The sequence below is a fragment of the Alcaligenes sp. SDU_A2 genome, assembly GCF_038237375.1.
GTDB lineage: Bacteria > Pseudomonadota > Gammaproteobacteria > Burkholderiales > Burkholderiaceae_B > Alcaligenes.
Window position 1 is genome coordinate 414,219 of sequence record NZ_CP151273.1, and the last position, 21,549, is coordinate 435,767.

The following is a 21,549-nucleotide window of genomic DNA, read 5'->3' on the forward strand; positions in this document are numbered from 1 at the left end:
ATTATGGTTCAGATTACATTTGCATCGAACAACGACCTGGTGGTGTCGGCGGCGGAAAACAGCAATCTGTTGCGCGTATCTATCCGCGAGCGCGGCGGCATCCCCTTCAAGTGTGGGGGGGGGATCTGCGGCACTTGCAAATGCCGCATTACCGAAGGGTTGGATAATACCGATGCGGTCAAGGCCAAGGAACACAAGCATTTGTCGGCGGACGATCTGGCGCAGGGCTTTCGCATGGCTTGTCAGACGTTTGTGCGCGGTGACGTCACCGTGGCCTGGTAAAGGAGAGCACGCCCATGTTGCATCTGAGCGATCAGCAATTACACAGTTTGCTGGATGCGCCTGCCGTCCAGGCGGTGCTGGAGGACGCATTTAGCCAATTCGGTCGTGAGCAGGCCGCGCAGCAGCGCCGTATGCGTACCGAGGCGGCAGGCATACGATTGTCTACCCTGGGTGCGGTCATTCCCGGTCAGCAGGTGGCAGGCGCGAAGATCTACACCACGGTGCAGGGCGTGTTTAACTTTGTGATCGTGCTGTTTGATACGGTGAGCGGCGCGGCCCTGGCCACGTTCGATGCCGGGGCGATTACGCAGTGGCGCACCGCCGCCTGTTCGGTACTGGCGGCGCGGCGTGGTGCTAACCCTCTGTCGCAGACACTGGGGGTGCTGGGTCTGGGGGCGCAAGGCCTGGCGCATGCGCGCCAGTTCTGCCGGGCGTTTGATGTGCGCCGCGTGCTGGTCTGGAGTCCTACGCTGGATCGGGCCCGTTGTCATCAGCTGGAGTGGGAGTGCGGTGTGCCGGTGCAGGCGGCCCGACCCGACGAGATTGCCGCCCAGGCCGATATATTGGTGACGGCCAGCCGCAGCCGCGAACCGTTGTTCGATGGCCGCCTGCTGAAACCGGGCTGTTTTGTCGCGGCGGTGGGCTCCAGCCTGCCCACGGCCCGCGAATTGGATGATGCCTGCCTGCGCCGCGCCCGCAAAATCGTGGTGGAGTGGGCACCTCAGACGCTGGCCGAAGCTGGGGATCTGCGTCTGGCTGCGTCCGATTGCGGCATTCAGGAAAAATTATGCGAAATGAGCGACTGGTTAAAACTGGCACCCGGTCAGGGCTACGATTTACAGGGTATTTGCGTATATAAATCAGTGGGCGTGGCGATAGAAGATATTGCCGTGGCCGGTCTGGCGTATCGCTGCTATCAGCGTATGCAACTGGAACAGACACAGGAAACTGAACAGCAACAATAATTCAAGCATGTTGGGGGTAGGCAATGGGAATGGCAGGCTTTTCTTCTTCTGGCGAATTTAAGCAGGCACTGACCCGGGACTACAACCGCATCAACAGCGGCATCTTCGCCTGCGGCGTGGTGACGCTGAAGATCGATGTGTACGACGATCGCATCAGCATGTTGGCTGTCCACAAGCGTCAGCCGGCTTTGCAGACGTTGAGCCGCGAGAATGCACACATCGCCGATCTGGCCGATCTGTATTTGATCAAGGCCTTTAAAAAGGAGATGAGACAGACCTTGGTGGAACAGTATGGTTTGGATGTGCTGGCGATTTTCAAGGATTACGATGCCAGCGCGCAGCTGTCCTCCACGGTGGTGATGTTGAAAAACAGGATATGAATGCAGCCGCGCCGGCGCAAACCGGTGTGCTGAATTCTTTGTCCATAACAAAAAGCTGACTGGTAGACAGTCTTGTTGTCCTTTCGCGGGGGCGGGCGCGTTGCGCGTCTCCCGATCCTGAATCGTGCCCCGGTTGTGGGGGGGGATTGCGAAAGGTGCCGACAGGAAGCGCTCAATACCGCCGGCCTCGGGCACTGGGTAAACCCAGGGCCGGAGGCCGGCTTTTTTTTGGAGACAAGAAAATGGCCCATGTAGCCGATTTGCTGGATGCATTGAATGTAATCACAGGGGGACGGATGGTGTCCTGTATGGACGAGGTCAAGCACGGCCACCATCCATTCGTGATCTGGAAGTCCTCGGGAATTTATGGCAAGCAGGTGCTGGAGATACCGGGCCTGATCCATGGCGATCCCAATAAAGCAGTGCGCAAGGTGGCGGTGTGCATGACCATGTCCGAGCTGAGCATTGAGCTGGCCGGCGCAACCGGGGTAGACGCCATCGTGGCGCACCACCCGATTGCGGATGCGGCCAGTTGCGGTGGCGTCACGCTTAAAGACTATCTGGATCTGTACGGCATTGCGGCGTTGGAATGCCATGAAGCCTTTCATGGCCTGCATCCGGGCATTGCCTACCTGCATGGCCATAAGGTGTGCAAAAGTGATATTTCCTATGGCGGCATTCATGGCAATGTGATGTTCGTGGGAGAGCCGTTGGATGGGGTGCGCACGCTGGGCGATATGTTGGATCGTCTGGATGGCTTTATGGGCCTGGATCTGGAAGCGCAGGTACTGCAGGCCGAACGTCGCATTAAGGGCAATGACGATATTCAGGAAACCAGCATGCTGACGCGCGGCGCGATCCGTCTGGGCGAACGCAGCAGTCCGGTGGGCCGCATTCTGCATATCTTTCCCCATACCGGCTTTAACCCGGACCATTTGCGTCAGGCACTGGCAGAAAACCCGGATGTGGACACGGTGTTGGCTTCCATTAGCCGCGTGTACGACGGGCATGCCCTGATCGAGTGCGCGCGCGAACTGGGTTTGAATTTTCTGGTCGGCAACAGCCATGTGCTGGAGATTCTGGAAAATGGCCTGCCGTTGGCGTATGCCTTGAGCGCCTTGCTCGACGACGTGGAAGTGGTCGTGTTCCGCGATCGGGTCACCTCCACGCCCGTGCATCAGGTAGGCGGCACGCGTCTGCGCGAGTATGCCCGGCATTTCTCCACGGCTCATCTGATGGGCAAAAACGTGTTGAGCTTTCAGTAGCATCCATCCCCCCTAGACGGAGAGAGACATGGATAACAAAGCAATAGAAATCGACAAGGTAGTGCACACCCCGCCGGCGGGACGCCGTTCGCTGGAGCGGATCGAAGTCGTGGGCCTGGCCTTGCTGGGCCTGGCGCTACTGACGCTGTTCTTTTTTCCCGGCACCTTGTCGGGTGCGTTCGACACGGTTCTGAAGAAGGTCAAGCCCGTGGTGGTGGATGTGTTCCTGACCGGGCAGGTCGGGGTGGCGGTCATCATCAGCGTGATTATCGGGCGGTTGCTGGAGCGCCTGGGGTTCACGGACGCCATGATGCGGGTTTTCATGCCGGCGATGCGGGCGATCGGCATCAACCCGGCGGTCATCATTCCCAGCGTCTACAACATATTCGGCGATATCAATGCGGCTGGTCGTATTTCCGGTCCGCTGCTGCGCCAGGCCGGTGCCACCAAGGACGAGCAGAAAATCGCCGTGGCCACCATGGTGCAGTCCCAGCAATCTTTTTCCACCTTCATGCTGGGCATGATGGCGCTGACTTTTGCGGGGGTTAACGTATTTGCCGTAGTGTTGATTGCGGTATTCGGCCCCCTGCTGCTATCGCCGTTGATCCTGTCCCGGCTGGTGTACCGCGACATACGCTCGGTGGATTTGCTGGCGGCCCCACGCTTTACGCCCACCATCGACTTTGCGCCCATGCTGTTCAAAGCGGCCCGAGAAGGGGTGGAGCTGTTGTTCCTGATTCTGATCCCTGCTGTGGCCCTGGTGTTCTGTGTGATCGGGCTGCTGGATCATGTCGGTATCTGGCAGCCGGTCAGCACCGTCCTGGAGCGGGGGCTGTTGGCCTTGAACATTCATCCTGAAACCGGCTTGCTGGCCGTGCTGGTCAGCCCCACCCTGGCGATGGGCAAGCTGCAGGCGATGGCGGCGACGCTGGACCCGTCGCTGGTGGTCGGCTCGTTTGTATTGGCTTCGTCGGGCTTGCCCTTGTCGGCGGTGTTCGGTCAGATTCCGGTGGTTTGGGCGGAATGTTCTGATCTGACGGAGAAAGAGGCCATGAAGGCGGCGGTGCTGGGCATTGTGATGCGTCTGCTGACGGCGGCCGCTCTGGCCTTGCTGCTGACGCCACTGATTACCTGACGCGGTTTGCAGTCCCCTTTGGAGCGCCCGTTGTGGCGCTCTTTTTTTGGGGCCGTGCAATATGGCGTCGGTGCCGTGTGGCGGCAGCCGGCGGCTTTGCCATCGTACTGACATAAATCTTTAACAGGACTGAAAGAACTCTTGTTTAACCTGATCCTGTCCTGGTTTTCTTCTCGGAGTTGCGCAGGCGCTCCGGTTCTTTAAATTTATGTCCTTTCCTGCTTGCCGGGCTGTTGTGGAGCCTGCTCCTGCTGTTTTTTCTTGCGTGCGCTGGCGCATGAGCGGTTTTGCGTCCGTGGTCGGCAGGGCTGGTCTGCGGGCAGGGGAATGCCGCGTCGATAGAGCGGGAGGCAGCGCATGAAGCGCGTCACCGTGAGTGTGCTGAGCGGGCAGGGTGGTAAGTCGCCCGCCGCTGTGTTGGTGCAGGCCTGTGGCCTGCGTCTGCTGCTCGATGCCGGCGGCCCTTTGTACCCGGGGCAATCGTGTGCCTGGGCGCAGGGACTGGAGGTGGACGCGGTCTTGCTGACGCATGATCATCATGATCATATGGGAGCCGTGCATATGCTGCCCGATCATGTGCCTATTTATGCCACCGCGGCCACGGCGCGGGCCTTGCCGGCTGGCCGCATCTGGCGGGAATTGCCCATGCGGGGCACGACTTATATCGATGGGATCGCGGTGCGGACGGGTTTGTCGGGGCATGCGTTGGGTGGTGTCTGGTTGCATCTGGATGTGGGTGGCGGCGTGTTCTACAGTGGCGATTTTTCCTGCGAGTCGCTGCTTTTCCCCTTTGATCTGCCACCGCCTGCGCACTTGGCCTTGCTTGATGCGTCGTATGGTTTGTACGACCAGTCGCGCCAAGTGGCGGCGGAGGCCCTGGATCAATTGTTGCAAGGGCAGCCGGCGTTGTTGCCCGTGCCACCCAGTGGACGGGCCATCGAGATTGCCTTGTGGCGGCATCAGCATGGTCATGCGGATTGGAGCATGGATGCCGACTGCTACGAAAACCTGACCCGTATGATTTGCCAGAGCGCCGAATTGTTGCTGCCGGGCGTGCAGCAGCAATTGCGCGACCTGATGCCGCGCGCGGCTGTTTTTGATCCGGAAGCCCATCTGGTACTGGCTGGCGATGCCGATGGCCTGACTGGCACAGCCGGCGAGTTAATACGCAACGGCGGGCCGGCCGCGTTTGCCGGCCCGGACAGCCAGCTCGGGCGCCTGTTGGTGCATACCGGGTATCTGGCGCCCCACGCACCGCGCGGCACGCATATGTTGTGCTGGAACGTGCATCCGCGCCTGACCGACCTGCGCTGGCTGGCGGATATGTTGCAGCCGCGGTATTGCATGCCTTTGTTTACGCCTATGCACGATCTGGCAACCTGGCGCAACGTGCTGGGGCGCTCCCTGAGCCTGGACGGGCATTGGGAGCTGGAGACGGTGGACCTTGCGCCTTAATCGGCCCGGACGGCAGTGCGAACCTTACGCCGTGTAGCGTTCCAGCAAGGCGTCGCGTCGTTCTTTGTCCAGCTTCAGGGCGTGCTGCGCATAGCGATCGAAGCTGCCGTAGTGGCTATCGATGGTCTGGAAGGCGGTTTCCAGAAACTGCGGCTCCACTCCCCACAAAATATTGAGCACTTCCTCGCTTAAGCCCCGATTGTCGGGCAGGTCGGGGCGGCGAAACAGTTGGCGCGTCAGCAGGTAGTCGTGCATGAGGTCGTCCGCCTGCACGCCGACGCTGCGGTGCAGCAGCGCGACGGCAAAGCCGGTGCGGTCTTTGCCGGCGGTACAGTGCATGACGACGGGAGCGTCGCTGGCCAGTAGTTGGTCAAACACCTGCGCGAAGGTGGCCGAATGCTGCGTTACGAACTCGGTATAGGTTTTGTTCATGACGGCGCGCGCCATGTCGGCATCGGGCCGGCCTTGGCGGGTCATGGCCATCAGATCGGGCAAAATAGTGGGTTCCACGGTCAGGGCGTGGCTGACCAGGAAATCGTACTGGTAGGGTGAGCGCTGGCGTTCGTGCGCGCCGCGAAAGTCCAGAGAACGGGCAATGCCCAGGGCTTGCAGGTGCTGCACATCCTGCGCGCTCAGGCTGGCCAGATGGTCGGATCGATACACCCGCCCTTTGCGAACGTGCCCTGTGCCCGCGGCATAGCCGCCGACGTCGCGAAAGTTGCTGGCACCTTGCAGCGGGCAGGCAAAAGAGGGGGTGGGCGGCGATACGGACACGGCGGGCTCCTCATGGGTTTGGGGAAAACCCCATGTTAACGGTCTTGCGCCGGCTGTGCATGCCCGCCAATATCGTGAACGATGACAAAGTGCCGCCGCACAAGGTGGTCTGCAGCAGTTTGGGCCGCTGGTGCGCTCAGCGTCTGCGCAAGCGCCTATTATGTCGTGTGGCACGTATCGAATGCATTCTATGCCAGAGCCGCAAGGGCGGCCTGCATGCCGAATTTTTCAAGGAAAAACCATGTTTGAGCATCTGAAGGCTTACGGCGGCGATCCGATTTTCCGCTTGAGCGAAGCATTTCACGCCGATCCGCGCGAGCGCAAGGTCAACCTGACCGTGGGTTTGTATTACGACGACCAGGGTCGTCTGCCCGTACTGGATGTCGCCCGGCGGGCCGAAGATCAGTGGGCCGCCAAAGGCCTGCCGCGCGGCTATCTGCCCATCGAGGGCCTGGCTTCGTATCGCGATGCCGTCCAGGCGCTGGTATTTGGCGCAGACCGCAAGGCCCGGGTCGAAGGCCGCATCGTCACCATTCAGACGTTGGGCGGCACCGGCGCGCTGAAAGTGGGTGGAGACTTTCTGCACGATGCGTATCCGGACAGCGAAATGTGGATCAGCGATCCGGCCTGGGATAACCACCATGCCATTTTTCAGGGCGCGGGCATTCCTACGCATTCCTATCGTTATTACGATCCGGCCACGCGCGGTCTGGACTTTGCCGGCATGAAGCAGGACATCGCGGCTTTGCCCGAGCGCAGCATTGTGCTGCTGCACCCGTGCTGCCACAATCCCACCGGCGCAGACCCAAGCGATGCGCAGTGGCTGGAACTGATCGAGGTCCTTAAAGAGCGCAAGCTGATTCCGTTCCTGGATATGGCTTATCAGGGCTTTGGCCGCGGTTTGGACCAAGACGCATTTGCCGTGCGCGCCATGGCCGATGCCGGCCTGAGTTTTCTGGTCGCCAACTCCTTTTCCAAGAACTTCTCGTATTACTCCGAGCGCTGCGGCGGCTTATCCGTAGTGTGCCAGAGCGCCGAAGAAGCTGGCCGGGTACTGGGCCAGCTCAAAGCGGTAGCGCGCCGCATTTACTCCAATCCGCCCTCGCATGGCGGACAGGCGGTGGCCACCGTGCTGGCCGATCCGGTCTTGTTCGAGGAGTGGAAAGCCGAAGTGCAGACCATGCGCGAGCGCATCGCCCAGGTTCGCCAATTGGTGCACGAACGCCTGAAGGAAATCGCTCCGCAGTACGACAGCAGCTATTTCGTCAAACAGCACGGCATGTTCTGCTATACCGGCCTGAGCCTGCCGCAGCTGGAGGCGCTGCGTCGCGACTACGGCATCTACATCATCGACTCGGGCCGCATCAGCGTACCCGGCCTGAACGAGTCCAATATCGAGTACTTCGCCCAGTCCCTGGCCGCTGTCGTGGCCTCGGAAACCGCCCACGTTTAAGCGGGCTGGGTGACGGCACCCGGATGCGCGGAAAACAGTGCGCCGCAGGCGCGTGCAGACAGTTCATGCTGTTTTCCGCGTAGCAGGAACAAAGCGCTTAAACCGTGTTGTGCCGCCAGTGCCATGCCCGTGTCGGGGCCAGCAACCATCAGGGCGGTGGCCCAGGCGTCGGCTTGGGCGCAGGTGGGGGCGATCACCGTCACGGAGGCGGGCGGGTGCGGCAGCGGAGCGCCCCGTCGTGGGTCCATCGTGTGGGATAGTCGGCGATCCTGAACCTGGACCCAGTGCCGATAATCGCCTGATGTGGCGACAGCGGCATCGTGCAGCACGAGCATGGAATGGGGCGCACGCTGGTCCGGATCGGGAGCCTCAACGGCGACCGCCCAGCCCTGGCGGTCGGGGCGCAGGCCAAGGGCCCGCAGCTCGCCGTCTATGCCCACCAGCGCGGCGGTAATACCGAAGCGACGCAGAGTCAGGGCCAGTTGGTCCACCCCGTAGCCTTTGGCAATGCCGTTCAGATCCAGGCAGATCGGCGCTTGTTTGCGCACTCGTTTGCCATCCAGTTCCAGCAGATCGTGGGCGGCATGTCGCTGTGCCGTCAGGGCGGCGCGTATGGCCGCTTCCTGGGCGGTTTGTGCGCCAAAGCCCCAGGCGCGTACCGCATCCCCCATGCCTATGTCGAATGCCCCGGCGCTGGCTCGGCCGATGTCCAGGCCCAGCGCCAGCACGCGGGCCAGATCGGCGGGAATGGTGACCCATTGGCCTATTGGAGCGCTGTTCAGGCGCATCAGGTCGCTGTCGGGATTCCAGGTGGACATTTGGGCATCGACGCGCTGAACGGCCTGCTGGAGCGCGGCCTGGATGGGCATGATGTCCAATCCCGGCGCTGCATAGAACAGAGCCGACCAGCGTGTACCCATCGTGGGACCATGCAGGGCGTGCCGTACGGTTTCAGTAGATGTCTTCGACATAGCGTGCTCCTGCCTTGAGCATGGCCGGCGTCAAGCCGGTCGGTTGCAATATTTCGGCCAGCGCCTGGGCGACGCCGCGTGCCATGTCGCGACCGCCGCAGACCATGATTTTGGCCCCTTGAGCAATTGCCTGCGCGATCTGCGGGCCTTCTTGGCGCAGTGCGTCTTGTACGTAGCGGGCTTGATCGGCGCGGGAGATGGCGGTGGACAAGTTGGCCAGGCGGCCTTGGGCCTGCCAGGCCGATAGTTCTTTGCGATACAGAAAGTCGCTGTCAGGATTACGCAAGCCAAAGAACAGGTGAATAGGGCGCTGCTGCGTATTGGCGCGTATGAAACCGGCCAGCGGGCCTAGGCCTGTGCCTGCTCCTATCAAGATCAGAGGGGCGCGGTCATGGCCGACATGAAAGTCGGGATTGCGCCGCACAAAGCCGCGGACGGTCTGGCCGGGTTGCAGGGCAGTCAGTTGGCCGGAGGCCAGACCGCCTTCATGTTTGCGCACGACGATTTCGATGAACCCGTCTGTAGAGCCGGATGCCAGGGAATACAGGCGCGGCACGCAGGACCCTTCGGGTACGATGCCCAGCCAGTCGCCAGCCTCGAATCGGGCAAAGCCTTGGCCCATCACGCGTTGCACTGGTGTGCTCGCCGGAATCGCAAAGCGCAGGATAGCCATGGGTGCGTGAACGGCCTGTCCGTAATCGCGGCGCTCGATCAGCGTCAGGGTTGTGGTTGCAGGCGATGCGGGCTGGTGGCTCAAGGTCAACGGCGTACCGATTGCTTGCCCCAGGGCCTGGCCCCAGCGTGCAAAACCTTGTGCGGATTGACGGTCGATGGTCTCCAGCGGCAAGAGTGTCGCCCAGCCTTTGGCCCGCGCAGCCTGCTCTACGGCGGTGGCAAAGGCGCAGTAGGCCGGGAAGCTGCGATCGCCAAACCCCAGGACGGCCAGGGGGGCAGCAGGGGCGCTGTCCATTGTGTCCAATTGCTCCAGAAAGCCTTTGGCTGATGCAGGGGCGTCGCCATCGCCATAGGTGGCGGTCAGAATCAGTAGGCGTTGCGCGTGGCGGTAGCGTGTCGGCTTGAACGAGGACATGGCCGCAATATGAACGGTGTGTCCGGCCAGGCGCAGCGCGTTAGCCAGTGTTGCCGCAAAGCCCCAGGTACTGCCCCCTTCGGAGCCGACCAAGACCACGGTGTCGGCTTGTGCAGCGGGTGCGTTGCCGTGCAATGCGGGCCGTTTGTTTCTTGCGGCCAACCAAATCAGCACGCCCGTTACAGCCAGGATCGATGCACCCAGCGCAGCGATACCTAGAAGCAGCCCCAGCATGGCGGCACCTTGGCCGGTATGCAGCATGTAAATGGTTTCAGAGAGCGATTGCAACAGGCTGGGTTGTTGCCAGCTCAGTACCGTTCCGGTGCCCTGGTCTACATACCCGGTTCCATGGTCGGTTTTCAGGGTGAAAACATCGGTGCTGTCGCGTGGATCGGGAAAACTCAGCTCGCGTAGCGTGGCTACTGGGATGGCTTGCAGCGCAGGCATGTCTGCTGGTTTCAGACTGGCCCGCGGGCTGATTTGGGCGGGTACTTCCAGGCGTGGTTCATCAATCGTAATGACATCAAAGGTTTCTGCCGCCATCCACAGGGCCGTGGCGCTGGATAGAATCAGGCCCGGCAAGACGATGCGCGCGATCTCTGTGTGCAACCGCGCGGCCAGGGGGCCGCGCAGGCGGTTGAACCAGCGTCGCCAGCCGCCGGTGCGTCGGGCGATCAGTATGCTGCCCGACAAAGACAGAAAAAGCAGGGTCAGCGCACCGGCCGCCGTCGCCAGCCGTCCGCCGTCGCCCAGAAACAAGGCGCGGTGTAACTGGGTCAGCCAGCGTTGCAGTGGGTTCGGTTCGGCAGGGGCGATTGCTTGGCCGGTAGAGGGATCGACAATGGCCGAGCCGGGCTGGCCGGCCTCGAACCACCAGGCGCTGATTTGTCCCGAGGGCGCGCGCTTGATCTGTTCAATGCCAGGATGGGCCGCCTGCACCCGTGTGGCCAGATCGGCCAGGCTCAATGTCGTCTCGGGCTGGGGGGTACGCAGTGTTTCCAGGGCAGGGAACACCGACAGCGCGGCTCCGCTCAGCGCGGTCACAATCAATAAAGCGGCCACGATCAGACCCGGCCATCGGTGCAGTGAGCGCAGGTTCACGGTGCTCTCCGGTAAGGGTTAAAAGCCATAGCTGAACGTGGACACATAACGCCGTCCGCTGGTGGTTTGACCCGCCCCGGCTGTGGTCAGCGGCACGCTCAGATCGCGCGGGCTATCGCGCATGTCCTCAACGGCGGCATCGATATTCAAGGTGTACCCTGCATCAAACAAGGCATCCTCCAGATCGGCCGAGATCGTCAAGGTCTGGCCTGCACCTACGCTGGCCCCGGTGATTCCATTGATTGCTGCGGCGGCACCGCCAGTGGCGCGGTGCCAGTCCGTCAGGTGCTTGTAGTATTTGGATTTTTCGCCCGCTACCCAGAGCGTACGGGCATAGGCTCCCGACGCATCGGTCAGGTAGACGGCCAAGTAGGCACCGTCGCCGCCATAGTCCTTCAGGTTTGTCGTCAGGGTGACGGGGCGGGCAGCGGCCAGGGTAGGCAGGCTTGCGGCAGCCGCCAAGGTCAGGCAGGAAATCAGTGTTTTCATGATGGTGATCCTGTGGGATTACTGCTGGGGAGCAGGCTGTACGCGTGGCAGGTAGCGGGAGGTATCTGCGCCAGGCTCAAAACGCACTTCCAGCCCAAGCGGTTCCAGGGTGGCTGGGTCCAGTTTTAATTCGATGCGGTTGCCGGCTTGATCCCGACCACGGATTTCGTAGCAGCCGTCGTCGATGCGCAATCGCTCGGTGGTGATGCCCAACGCCGTGGCTTGGGCGCTGACCTGATCGCGTGATTGCCAGTCCGCCATAGGGCGATGACAATCTTCGCTGGCCAGTGCGCCAGTGGAATAGGTCAGGGCGATGACCAGGGCCAGGGGATAAAATGACTTCATGACAGGGCTCCTTTATGCTTGATGTGCTCAGAATGCCCGGCCAATGTGATGCCAGGCTGAAGCGGGCGGCGTGTAGGCTTCAGGTTCGCATCAGCTGGATCTGCCACGCTGGCCGCTTCACAAGGAAGAGTCGATGCGTATTCTGTTGATTGAAGACGATGCGGTGCTGGGGCTGGCCGTGCGCGATCAGATTGCCGGCGACGGGCACGGCGTGGATTGGGTGCAGCGTCTGGATGCGGCGCAGGCGGCCGTGGCCGGGGTGGCGTACGATTTGGTGTTGCTCGATTTGATGCTGCCCGATGGCCGAGGCTTGGTGTTTTTGCGCCATCTGCGGGCGTGCGGCGATGCGACGCCCGTCATTATTCTGACGGCGCTGGATCAGGTCTCGGATCGGATCGAGGGCCTGAACGCCGGGGCGGATGATTATCTGGTCAAGCCGTTTGATCTGGCCGAATTGTCGGCGCGGATCGGCTCGGTCGCGCGCCGCTACAGCGGCAATCCCAACCCTGTCGTGACGCATGGACAGTTGCAGATCGATCTGGCCGCCCATCGCGTCCTGCGCGCAGGGCATGCCGTGTCCTTGACGGCCCGCGAATGGGCCTTGTTCGAGGCCTTCCTGGCCCGACCGGGCCAATTGCTCTCCAAAGCTCAACTGGAGGACAAGCTGTACGCCTTTGACGCCGAAGTCGGCAGCAATACCATCGAGGTGCATATCAGCCACCTGCGCAAAAAGCTGGGCAGCGACATTATCGAAACTGAACGCGGTCTGGGTTACCGCCTGAGACAGGCCTGACATGGCCCGCATGCGCAGCCTGCAACGACGCTTGGGCTGGTCGATCGGCGTATTGCTGACGATCATCTGGATCGGCGCGGCGTCGGTAACCACCGTGCTATTGCGCCATGCGGTGGATGATGTGTTCGATTCCGCCTTGCAAGAGACGGCGCAGCGCATTCTGCCCCTGGCGGTCGCTGATATTCTGGAGCGCGAGGAAGCGGGCGTTACCCAGCGTTTGGCGGAAATCCGCGAACACACCGAGCTGCTGACCTATATCGTGCGCGATGGACAGGGCCGTGTGCTGTTGCAGTCGCATGATGCCCAGCCTGGGGATTTTCCGGCCTGGAGCGGCGTCGGCCTGGGGCAGTCGGCGACACACAGGCTGTATAGCGAAGAGGCCTTGCAGGGGACGATACGGCTGACGGTCGCAGAGCCGCTGGCGCATCGTGCCTTGGTGGCGCGCGAGATCTTGCTGGGCCTGGGGCTGCCATTGCTGGTGTTTCTGCCGGTGGCTTTGCTGGCGATAGTGGTGGTGGTGAAGGCCAGTCTGGCACCGCTGCGCCGTTTTCGTGAACGCCTGGCGGGACGCAGTGCGCGCGATCTGTCGCCGGTGCCGGCCAGTGATCTTCCCGCTGAAGCCGCGCCAGTGGCTGATGCCCTGAATGTAGTGCTGGGGCGTCTGGCGGCTGCTTTCGAGGCCGAGCGCAGCTTTGCCGCCAATGCGGCGCACGAATTGCGCACACCGCTGGCCGGGGCGATTGCCCAGGCGCAACGTCTACAGGTAGAGACGCCTGATCCGGCAGCCAGAGCGCGTGCGGCCGATATCGAGGCGACCCTTAAACGCCTGACGCGGCTGGCCGAGCGCTTGATGCAGTTGGCGCGAGCCGAAGGGGGGCGTTTGCGCCTGGATCAGGTCGCGGACCTGCGGCCTGTGGCGCGTATTCTGGTGCAGGATCTGACCCGGGCTTTGGGCGCGGGCCGTATCGTGTTGTCTTTGCCGCCGGAGCCTTTGTTGTCCGATCTGGACCCGGATATGTTTGCGATCCTGTTTCGTAATCTGGTGGAAAATGCGCTGCGTCATGGCGCGCAGGGGGCGCAGGTCGACGTAGTGTTGAGCAGTGATGGCCGGCTGACCGTGATCAACGATGGGCCTGTCGTGCCACCGGAGGCTCTTGAACGGTTGACACAGCGGTTTGAGCGCGCCGGCGGTCATGCCCAGGGTAGCGGGCTGGGTTTGGCGTTGGTCAGCACAGTGGCCCAGCGCACAGGCGGGGAACTGGTGCTTAGTTCCCCGGTGCCGGGTCGCGCATCGGGTTTTCAGGCCTCGCTGACCTTGCCCGTATTTACTGCTAGTCCTGGCCGGTAGCGGGGGCCGGCCAGGGTGTGCCATTGTGCGCCAGCAGGTCCTGGTTGCGGTTTTCCTGCTGGCGGCCCCGGTTCAGCAGCCAGCGGTGAAAATCGCGCAAGTCGGAGGATTCGACAATACCGGCGCGCCAGCTCAGCACGTAAGGCCAGGGCAGTGGCAGCGACAGCGAGAACGGGATCGTCAACTGGCTCGTGCGCACTTCGCGCTCGATCATGGAACACTGGGCCAGTACAAAGCCTTGTCCAGCCACGGCCGCATCGATGGCCATGTGGGATAGGGAAAAGATCCGAAAACGGTCCAGCGGGGAGGTTCCACTGTCCACGCCGGCGGCGCGAAACCATTCCTGCCAGGATGGGGGCGACGTAAAACGCGGTTGCCAATCCGAGGATAGCAGCGGGTAGGCCAGCAGATCGCGTGGATGGCGCAGATCGGGTTTGCCTTGCAACAAGTCGGGACTGCAGGCCGGGACCACGCGGTCCGTGTATAAGAGCGCCGAACTGCCCGGTGTCGCGCCTGCCTGCCCATAGGTGATGCGAAAGTCGATGCGCTCGGCTTCCAGATCGGGCTCGGCATGGCTGCCTTTCAGTTGCAGAGTCAGTTCGGGAGCGTAATGCTCCTGCCATTGGCAGGCCAACGGAGCCAACCAGGTCTTGAGCATGGAGGGCAGGGCGCTGAGGGAAAGCAGGCGGTGGGTGCGCGAACGTTCGATTTCCTGCTGTCCGTCGCGCAGCAGCTCGAAGGCCTGCGAGCACAGCGTATGAAAGCGCAGACCGGCGGCGGTCAGGCGCAGCCGCTTGCCTTCTTTGTGGGTCAGGCTGCAGCCCAGGCTGTCTTCGAGCAGCCGTAACTGCTGGCTGACTGCGCCGGGGGTGATCTGCAGGCGACGGGCGGCGTCGTGCAGGCTTTGGCTGTGGCCTAGTGTCTCAAAGATCTGCAGGGCGCGTAGCGGGGGCAGTTTATGCATAGGTTGGCAAGAGTCTTTTTTGTTTAGAAATTCTAAACAAAAATCAAATTGGGCTGTGTTTGATTGAGGCTATCATGAGATTCATAGACGCGTGCGGTGCCTTGCGCCGCAACGCGCGATGGTCTTGTTTAGGGGAAATCATGTTTGTACGTAATGCCTGGTATGTGGGTGCCTTGGACAAAGAGGTGGGCCGCAGCTTGTTGCCGGTGCGCATGCTGGGGGAAAACCTGGTCTTGTACCGCCGCCAGGACGGGCAGGTCGTTGCCTTGGAGGATTCCTGTCCGCATCGCCGTTTGCCGCTGTCCAAAGGACGCTTGATCGGTGATCAGGTCGAGTGCGGTTATCACGGTTTGACCTTCGATTGCAGCGGTGCCTGTACCAAAGCGCCCGGTACGGCGCAGATCCCCAAAAGCGCACTGGTGCGCAGTTATCCCTGTGTGCAGCGCTACGGCATGGTCTGGGTCTGGATGGGCGATGCCGCCCTGGCCGACGAGTCTTTGCTGATCGATATCGCGCAATGGAATGATCCCCAGTGGGGCGTGAACAGCGGCGACGCGATGGAACTGGACTGCAACTATCTGTATGTCACGGACAATTTGCTGGACCCCTCGCACGTATCCTGGGTGCATCAGACCTCGTTCGGCAGTCCCGATATCATTGGTTTGCCTTTGCAGGTTCAGGTGCAGGACAGCGGCGTGACCGTATCGCGCTGGTCGAAAAATGTAGAAGTAGCTCCGTTTTACAAGAAATTCGTTAAATTTGACGGAAATTGCGACCGCAAGCAGCAGTACGAGGTACGCTTTCCATCGCAGGCGGTCATTCGCGCCATTTTTCTGCCGGCCGGCACCGCCACGGACGATCCGGCGCAGTTCCATGATGATGTGTTTTTGATGGATTCCTATAATTTCCTGACGCCGGTGGATCAGGAGCGCACGCGTTATTTCTGGTTCCAGCTGCGCAATTTCAGCCCGAACGACGAGGCGGTGTCCAAGGTATTCAACGACGATGTGCGCCACGCCTTTCTGGAAGACAAAGTCGTGCTGGAAGCGGTGCATCAAGGCCTGAAAGCGCGTCCTGCCGCGTTGGATTTGCCCATTGACTCCGGCCCTATGCGCTTTCGCCGCAAGATCAGTCAGTTGATCGATGCCGAGTGGGGCGCATCTGCGCAGGCATGAGCGGAGCAGTCATGACGGATACGGCCCCGAGCGAGCGACGTTTTCGTGATTACCGTGTGCTGGAGCGTCGGGACGAAAGCGCAACGATTGTTTCTTTTGTGCTGTCACCGGCCGATGGCGGCCCTGCGCCGGCTTTCCGGCCTGGGCAACATTTGGCGTTTCGTCTGCCTGTCGATGGGCAGACGGTGCTGCGCAATTACAGCCTGTCGGGCGATGCGGCGCAGCCGCTGCGCATTTCGGTCAAGCGCGAGTCGGCCCCGGCGGGTCTGGATGTGCCGCCGGGCCAAGGCTCGTTCTATTTGCATCAGCACGTACAACCGGGCGCGGTGCTCAGCGCAGCCGGGCCGCTGGGCGAGTTCGTGCTGGACGAGGACAGCCAGCGGCCTGTGGTGCTGCTCAGCGGGGGAGTGGGCCTGACTCCCATGCTGGCCATGTTGCACCGATTGGTGGGTAGCACGGAGCGGCCGGTGTATTTTATTCATGCCTGCGACAATGGCGCGGCCCATGCCTTCAGGCAGGAAGTGCTGGAATTGGCGGCGCGCCGAACGCAGGTACAGGTGCGCTTCGTGTACCGGCATCCCGATGCCGAGGATGAACGCAATGCCCATCACTGCGCCAGCGGTCTGATCACGCGTGCGCAGTTGCAGTCCTGGCTGCCTTTGGATGACTACGATGTTTACCTATGCGGCCCCAGTGGGTTTATGCAGATGAACTACGGCTTGTTGCGCAGTCTGGGCATTGCGCGCGAACGTATTCATTACGAGTTTTTCGGGCCTGCTACGGTGCTGGACGACGAGGCGGCGCAGACGCTTGTCCGTGCAGACCAGCCGGCCGCTGCCGGGCATGTTCAGACTTTGTCGGTTCCGGCAGAGACGGCGGATCAAACGGAGTCGCAGATGGTGACGTTTTTGCCCGATGGACGTCAGGCCCGTTGGCATGAGGGCTGCGAGTCCTTGCTGGCTCTGGCCGAAGAAGCGGGATTGAGTCCTGATTTTAATTGTCGGTCTGGTCTATGTAACACCTGTATGTGTACCTTGGTGTCCGGTCAGGTCGACTACCTGGAAGAGCCATTGGACGCGGTGCCGGAAGGCAAGGTGCTGTTGTGCTGTTCTCGTCCCCAAGGTCCGGTGGTGGTGGATCTGGGGTAATGCCGAATTGTTTGCTTGTTGAGGTTTGCCCGTCCGCTTGGACGGGTTTTTTTTCTTTTTCGCTAAATACCGGGGATTCCTTCGTATTGGGTTGGCCGTTTGGGCCAAGCAGAGAAAACCTCGGGTTCTCGCCAGACCGGCCCTAGCAGGCCGGCTTGGCGGGGTCCTTCGCCCGCGCTGTGCGCGGGTTCTGCGCCTGGCTACATTCGCCCGGCAAATTTGTATCTATCGCCCGGGTGCCAGAGTCGGGCGTGCGTGGTGAACTGTCCGCTGGACGAGGTGATGCGTTCCATGACTAGACAGGGCTGGCGTTCGTTCATGTGCAGGGCCTGGGCGATGGTTGCAGGCGGTACTTGGACTTCGATGGTAAAAAAACCGCTGGGCAGGGGGGCGACCCGCATCAGGTACTCGTTGGGGGTCTGTCGGCTCCAATCCTGCTCCAGGTAGTCGGGGGCGATGCGCGCGTCCACGATGCGGTCCTCGTACTGGATGGGTTGGCCGTTTTCCGCATGCACAATTATCGAATGAAAAAGCGGCGTATCCACGGGGATGCCGTATTGGCGCGCCTGTGCCTGCGTCGCTTGCAGACGCTCTATGCTTAGCACCTGGCTGCTGTGCTCGTGACCGCGTTCGCGGATATCCTGGGCGATATTGCGGATTTCGATCAGGGTGGATTGGAACTTGGGTTGCGCGACGTAGGTGCCCGAGCCTTTGATGCGCACCAGCAGCCCATCGTTGGTCAGTTCCCGCAAGGCCCGGTTTACGGTCATGCGCGAGACATCAAACTGTTCGCACAAAGCCAATTCGGTGGGGACCAGATCGCCTTCGCGCCATTCGCCGCTCTGAATCTTGTCCAGGACGAAGGTTTTGATTTGCAGGTAGACGGGCGCAGCCGCCTGCGGGGAGGGAGTCGGAGCGGTCATGGCGATTTCCTTGTTTGGCAAGCGGAGCCGTCAGGGCTTTCCAGTATATGTATAGACAACAAAAAAGAATGCCTATACATTGAATCAGCTTACAAGAAAAGCCGTGTTTTGTCGGCGTCCAGGGGCGTGTTTGTGCCCGGTTTGCGGCGAAGCGGCGATTGACAGCAGCGACATCCAAATGGAGACACGCACCATGCCGAATGACACTGCCTCGGCCCTGGGCCGGGACCCTCGCTTTGACCCCGGCCGGGTCATTCATGCGCCTACCGGCGCACAACGCAGCTGCAAAAATTGGGAAGCGGAAGCTGCCTATCGCATGATCCAGAACAATCTGGACCCGGCGGTAGCGGAAAATCCCCAGCATCTGGTGGTATACGGCGGCATAGGTCGCGCTGCGCGCAATTGGGCCTGCTTTGACCAGATTCTGGCCAGTCTGCGCGAACTGGGCGACGATGAAACCTTGCTGATTCAGTCGGGCAAGCCCGTAGGCGTGTTCCGTACCCATAGCGACGCGCCCCGCGTGCTGTTGGCCAATTCCAATCTGGTACCTAAATGGGCGACCTGGGAAAAATTCAACGAACTGGATAGGGCGGGGCTGTTCATGTACGGGCAGATGACAGCCGGCAGCTGGATTTACATAGGCAGTCAGGGCATTGTGCAGGGCACTTACGAAACCTTTGCCGAAGCGGGGCGTCAGCACTATGGCGGTTCGTGGGCCGGGCGCTGGATTCTAAGCGCCGGGTTGGGCGGCATGGGTGCGGCTCAACCGCTGGCGGCCTCGTTTGCAGGGGCCGTGTCGCTGACGGTCGAATGCAAGCAGAGCAGCATCGACTTTCGTCTCAAGACCCGGTACCTGGATATGCAGGCGCGCGACTTGGATCATGCCTTGGCGTTGATCGGGCAGCACACGCAGGCCAAGACCGTGGTGTCCATCGGTTTGCTGGGCAATGCGGCCGATGTGTTGCCGGAGCTGGTGCGTCGCGCTCAGGCCGGTGGCTTGCGTCCTGACCTGGTTACCGACCAGACCTCGGCCCACGATTTGGTGCATGGTTATCTGCCTTCAGGCTGGACGGTGGAGCAATGGCTGGCGGCCAAGGCCGATACGGCTCAGCACGCGCATTTGCAGCGCGAGGCGGCGCGCTCCTGCGCCGTGCATGTCAAAGCCATGCTGGCGTTCCAGCAGATGGGTGTGCCGGTGGTGGACTATGGCAACAATATCCGTCAGGTCGCCAAGGACGAGGGGGTGGACAACGCGTTTGATTTTCCCGGCTTTGTGCCCGCCTATATACGGCCGTTGTTCTGCGAAGGCAAAGGGCCGTTCCGCTGGGTGGCCCTGTCCGGCGATCCGCAGGATATTTACCGGACGGACCGCAAGATCAAAGAACTTTTCCCCGATAATGCGCATGTCCATCGCTGGCTGGACATGGCTCAGTCGCGTATTGCTTTCCAAGGTTTGCCGGCGCGTATTTGCTGGCTGGGCCTGGGCGAGCGTCACCGCGCCGGTCTGGCATTCAACGAGATGGTGCGCACGGGCGAGCTCAAAGCGCCGGTAGTGATCGGTCGCGATCACCTGGACACCGGTTCGGTGGCCAGCCCCAACCGGGAAACCGAAGGCATGCTGGATGGCTCGGACGCGGTTTCCGATTGGCCGCTGCTCAATGCCTTGCTGAACACGGCAGGCGGGGCCAGTTGGGTGTCGCTGCATCATGGCGGCGGGGTCGGTATGGGCTACAGCCAGCATGCAGGTATGGTGATTGTGGCCGATGGCAGCGAACAGGCCGCCGCCCGCCTGAAGCGCGTATTGATCAACGACTGCGCCAGCGGCGTGATGCGTCATGCCGATGCCGGTTACGATCTGGCCATCAAGACGGCCCGGGATTTTGGGCTGAATCTGCCTATGATTACCTAAGCATTCAGGACAGAATGGACCATGAGCCACACCATTGAGATTTCTCCCGGCGCGTTGACGCTTGAGCAATTGCGCCGCATCTGGCAGGAGCCGGTAACGCTGAGCCTGCCGCCCGGCGCGATTGAGGCGATGGCGGCGTCCTCGGCCATCGTGCACAAGATCATACGCGCAGGCCTGCCTGCCTATGGCATCAATACCGGTTTTGGCAAACTGGCGCAGCACCGCATTGCGGACCAGGATCTGGAGCAATTGCAGAAAAACCTGATCCTGTCGCATTCGGTGGGGGTGGGGCAGCCGCTGGCCGACCCGGTCGTGCGTTTGCTGATGGCCATGAAGGTGGCCAGCCTGGCGCGTGGCTTTTCCGGCATACGTCCCGAGGTGGTCACCACCTTGCTGGCCATTTTGAACGCAGGCATTGTGCCGTTCATCCCGGTCAAGGGATCGGTCGGTGCCTCGGGTGATCTGGCCCCTTTGTCGCACATGACCCTGACCTTGATCGGGCAGGGGCAGGCGCGCTACCAGGGGCAATGGATGGACGCTGCCCAGGCGCTGCGCGAAGCGGGCATATCGCCCATTGTGCTGGCGGCCAAGGAAGGTCTGGCGCTGATCAACGGCACTCAGGTGTCCACCGCCCTGACCTTACATGGTCTGTTTCGCGCCCAGACCGTGTTTCGTAATGCCATTCTGGCCGGTGCCTTGAGCGTGGACGCGGCCAAGGGCAGCGATGCGCCATTTGATCCGCGCATCCATCAGGTGCGCGGCCAGCCGGGGCAGATCTATGCGGCCCGTTTGTATCGGGCTTTGCTGGAAGGCAGCCAGATACGGCAATCACATGTGGATAACGACACAAAGGTGCAGGACCCGTACAGTTTGCGCTGTCAGCCGCAGGTCATGGGGGCTGTGCAGGATTTGATCGAGCAGGCCGGCCGCACCTTGCTGATCGAAGCCAATGCCGTCACCGACAACCCTCTGGTGTTTCCGGGGCAGGACGGTCAGCCGGATCAGGTCTTGTCCGGGGGCAATTTTCACGCCGAACCAGTAGCCTTTGCGGCTGATACCCTGGCGCTGGCAATTGCCGAGATCGGCGCGCTGGCCGAACGGCGCGTTGCCTTGCTGATCGATGCCAGTATTTCCGGTCTGCCGCCTTTTCTGGTGCCGTCGGCCGGCTTGAATTCCGGTTTCATGATTGCGCATGTCACGGCGGCGGCCCTGGCTTCGGAAAACAAATCGCTGGCGCATCCGGCCAGTGTGGACAGCCTGCCCACGTCCGCCAATCAGGAGGACCATGTCAGCATGGCGACCTTTGCCGGCCGTCGCCTGGAGGATATGGCGCAGAATACGGCGGCCATTGTGGCGATTGAACTGTTGTGCGCGGCGCAAGGCATCGATTTCCATGCGCCGCTGCGCACGTCCAGCCGTTTGCAGAAAGTGCAGGAAGCGATTCGTGCCGCCGTGCCTTTTTACGAGCAGGACCGCTATCTGGCTCCGGACATCGAGGCGCTGCGGGTGCGGGTGCTCGATGAAAGCCTGATCCAGACAGCGGCCGACCTGTTCTAGGGTAGCGTTTGCATCCAGAACCGGTTT

21 protein-coding genes are annotated in these 21,549 nt (G+C 61.5%); 14 read left to right on the forward strand and 7 right to left on the reverse strand.

The window, feature by feature from the left end; translation table 11 throughout:
• Positions 1–3 precede the first annotated feature (3 nt).
• The 6 genes from AADW57_RS01900 (at position 4) to AADW57_RS01925 (ending at position 5,482) form a co-directional block, all read left to right on the forward strand.
• A complete protein-coding gene (locus tag AADW57_RS01900; protein ID WP_341668366.1) occupies positions 4–282 on the forward strand; it encodes a 2Fe-2S iron-sulfur cluster-binding protein in 279 nt (92 codons plus the stop codon).
• A 14-nt stretch (positions 283–296) separates the two neighbouring features.
• Positions 297–1,247: an ornithine cyclodeaminase family protein gene (locus AADW57_RS01905; RefSeq protein ID WP_341668367.1), complete on the forward strand. Its 951-nt coding sequence runs from the start codon at positions 297–299 to the stop codon at positions 1,245–1,247.
• Between the two features lie 29 nt (positions 1,248–1,276).
• The gene (locus AADW57_RS01910; protein ID WP_341668368.1) at positions 1,277–1,627 is read left to right on the forward strand and encodes a DUF2294 domain-containing protein; all 351 of its coding nucleotides are present in this window, start codon (positions 1,277–1,279) and stop codon (positions 1,625–1,627) included.
• Between the two features lie 242 nt (positions 1,628–1,869).
• Complete coding sequence (locus AADW57_RS01915; RefSeq protein WP_341668369.1) at positions 1,870–2,892, forward strand: Nif3-like dinuclear metal center hexameric protein; 1,023 nt, start codon at positions 1,870–1,872, stop codon at positions 2,890–2,892.
• A gap of 28 nt (positions 2,893–2,920) precedes the next feature.
• Positions 2,921–4,027, forward strand: a complete 1,107-nt coding sequence (locus AADW57_RS01920) for a hypothetical protein (RefSeq protein WP_341668370.1) — start codon at positions 2,921–2,923, stop codon at positions 4,025–4,027.
• 357 nt (positions 4,028–4,384) lie between these two features.
• Positions 4,385–5,482, forward strand: a complete 1,098-nt coding sequence (locus AADW57_RS01925) for an MBL fold metallo-hydrolase (protein ID WP_341668371.1) — start codon at positions 4,385–4,387, stop codon at positions 5,480–5,482.
• Between the two features lie 24 nt (positions 5,483–5,506).
• Here the strand turns inward: AADW57_RS01925 and AADW57_RS01930 are convergent, their stop codons facing one another.
• Entirely contained in the window at positions 5,507–6,256 is a 750-nt protein-coding gene (locus AADW57_RS01930) for a tyrosine-protein phosphatase (protein WP_341668372.1), read from the reverse strand.
• 32 nt (positions 6,257–6,288) lie between these two features.
• Here AADW57_RS01930 and AADW57_RS01935 point away from each other — a divergent pair, with 32 nt between their 5' ends.
• Together AADW57_RS01935 and AADW57_RS01940 are read left to right on the forward strand one after the other, a co-directional pair.
• Positions 6,289–6,513 (forward strand): hypothetical protein, encoded by a 225-nt coding sequence (locus AADW57_RS01935; RefSeq protein ID WP_341668373.1) that lies wholly within the window; start codon positions 6,289–6,291, stop codon positions 6,511–6,513.
• A complete protein-coding gene (locus AADW57_RS01940; RefSeq protein WP_341668374.1) occupies positions 6,498–7,709 on the forward strand; it encodes an amino acid aminotransferase in 1,212 nt (403 codons plus the stop codon). The genes AADW57_RS01935 and AADW57_RS01940 overlap by 16 nt, the downstream gene beginning before the upstream one ends.
• On the opposite strand, the gene AADW57_RS01945 is transcribed toward AADW57_RS01940, so the two are convergent.
• Genes AADW57_RS01945 through AADW57_RS01960 form a run of 4 tightly spaced genes read right to left on the reverse strand, consistent with a single transcriptional unit; the run spans position 7,706 to position 11,705 of the window.
• Complete coding sequence (locus AADW57_RS01945) at positions 7,706–8,680, reverse strand: FAD:protein FMN transferase (RefSeq protein ID WP_341668375.1); 975 nt, start codon at positions 8,678–8,680, stop codon at positions 7,706–7,708. The genes AADW57_RS01940 and AADW57_RS01945 overlap by 4 nt on opposite strands.
• Entirely contained in the window at positions 8,661–10,871 is a 2,211-nt protein-coding gene (locus AADW57_RS01950; protein WP_341668376.1) for a PepSY domain-containing protein, read from the reverse strand. Before AADW57_RS01950 ends, AADW57_RS01945 begins: the two co-directional genes overlap by 20 nt.
• 18 nt (positions 10,872–10,889) lie before the next feature.
• Positions 10,890–11,360, reverse strand: a complete 471-nt coding sequence (locus AADW57_RS01955) for a DUF2271 domain-containing protein (protein ID WP_341668377.1) — start codon at positions 11,358–11,360, stop codon at positions 10,890–10,892.
• Positions 11,361–11,378: 18 nt separating this feature from the next.
• Positions 11,379–11,705: a PepSY domain-containing protein gene (locus AADW57_RS01960; RefSeq protein ID WP_341668378.1), complete on the reverse strand. Its 327-nt coding sequence runs from the start codon at positions 11,703–11,705 to the stop codon at positions 11,379–11,381.
• A 133-nt stretch (positions 11,706–11,838) separates the two neighbouring features.
• Here AADW57_RS01960 and AADW57_RS01965 point away from each other — a divergent pair, with 133 nt between their 5' ends.
• Together AADW57_RS01965 and AADW57_RS01970 are read left to right on the forward strand one after the other, a co-directional pair.
• A complete protein-coding gene (locus AADW57_RS01965) occupies positions 11,839–12,498 on the forward strand; it encodes a response regulator transcription factor (protein WP_341668379.1) in 660 nt (219 codons plus the stop codon).
• A gap of 1 nt (position 12,499) precedes the next feature.
• Positions 12,500–13,846, forward strand: a complete 1,347-nt coding sequence (locus tag AADW57_RS01970) for a sensor histidine kinase (RefSeq protein ID WP_341668380.1) — start codon at positions 12,500–12,502, stop codon at positions 13,844–13,846.
• On the opposite strand, the gene AADW57_RS01975 is transcribed toward AADW57_RS01970, so the two are convergent.
• A complete protein-coding gene (locus AADW57_RS01975) occupies positions 13,830–14,810 on the reverse strand; it encodes a LysR substrate-binding domain-containing protein (RefSeq protein WP_341668381.1) in 981 nt (326 codons plus the stop codon). The genes AADW57_RS01970 and AADW57_RS01975 overlap by 17 nt on opposite strands.
• A gap of 140 nt (positions 14,811–14,950) precedes the next feature.
• On the opposite strand from AADW57_RS01975, the gene AADW57_RS01980 reads away from it, so the two are divergent.
• Entirely contained in the window at positions 14,951–15,985 is a 1,035-nt protein-coding gene (locus AADW57_RS01980) for an aromatic ring-hydroxylating dioxygenase subunit alpha (RefSeq protein ID WP_341668382.1), read from the forward strand.
• 11 nt (positions 15,986–15,996) lie between these two features.
• Positions 15,997–17,133, forward strand: coding sequence for a 2Fe-2S iron-sulfur cluster-binding protein (locus tag AADW57_RS01985; protein WP_341668383.1), 1,137 nt, complete (start codon positions 15,997–15,999; stop codon positions 17,131–17,133).
• 200 nt (positions 17,134–17,333) lie between these two features.
• Here AADW57_RS01985 and hutC read toward each other — a convergent pair whose 3' ends face one another.
• Positions 17,334–18,056 carry a histidine utilization repressor gene (hutC, locus tag AADW57_RS01990; protein WP_341668384.1) on the reverse strand — a complete coding sequence of 241 codons (723 nt, stop codon included), beginning with the start codon at positions 18,054–18,056 and terminating at the stop codon, positions 17,334–17,336.
• 178 nt (positions 18,057–18,234) lie between these two features.
• Here hutC and hutU point away from each other — a divergent pair, with 178 nt between their 5' ends.
• A complete protein-coding gene (gene hutU, locus AADW57_RS01995) occupies positions 18,235–19,965 on the forward strand; it encodes a urocanate hydratase (protein WP_445819168.1) in 1,731 nt (576 codons plus the stop codon).
• Positions 19,966–19,986: 21 nt separating this feature from the next.
• Positions 19,987–21,522 carry a histidine ammonia-lyase gene (gene hutH, locus AADW57_RS02000; protein WP_341668386.1) on the forward strand — a complete coding sequence of 512 codons (1,536 nt, stop codon included), beginning with the start codon at positions 19,987–19,989 and terminating at the stop codon, positions 21,520–21,522.
• Positions 21,523–21,549 lie beyond the last annotated feature (27 nt).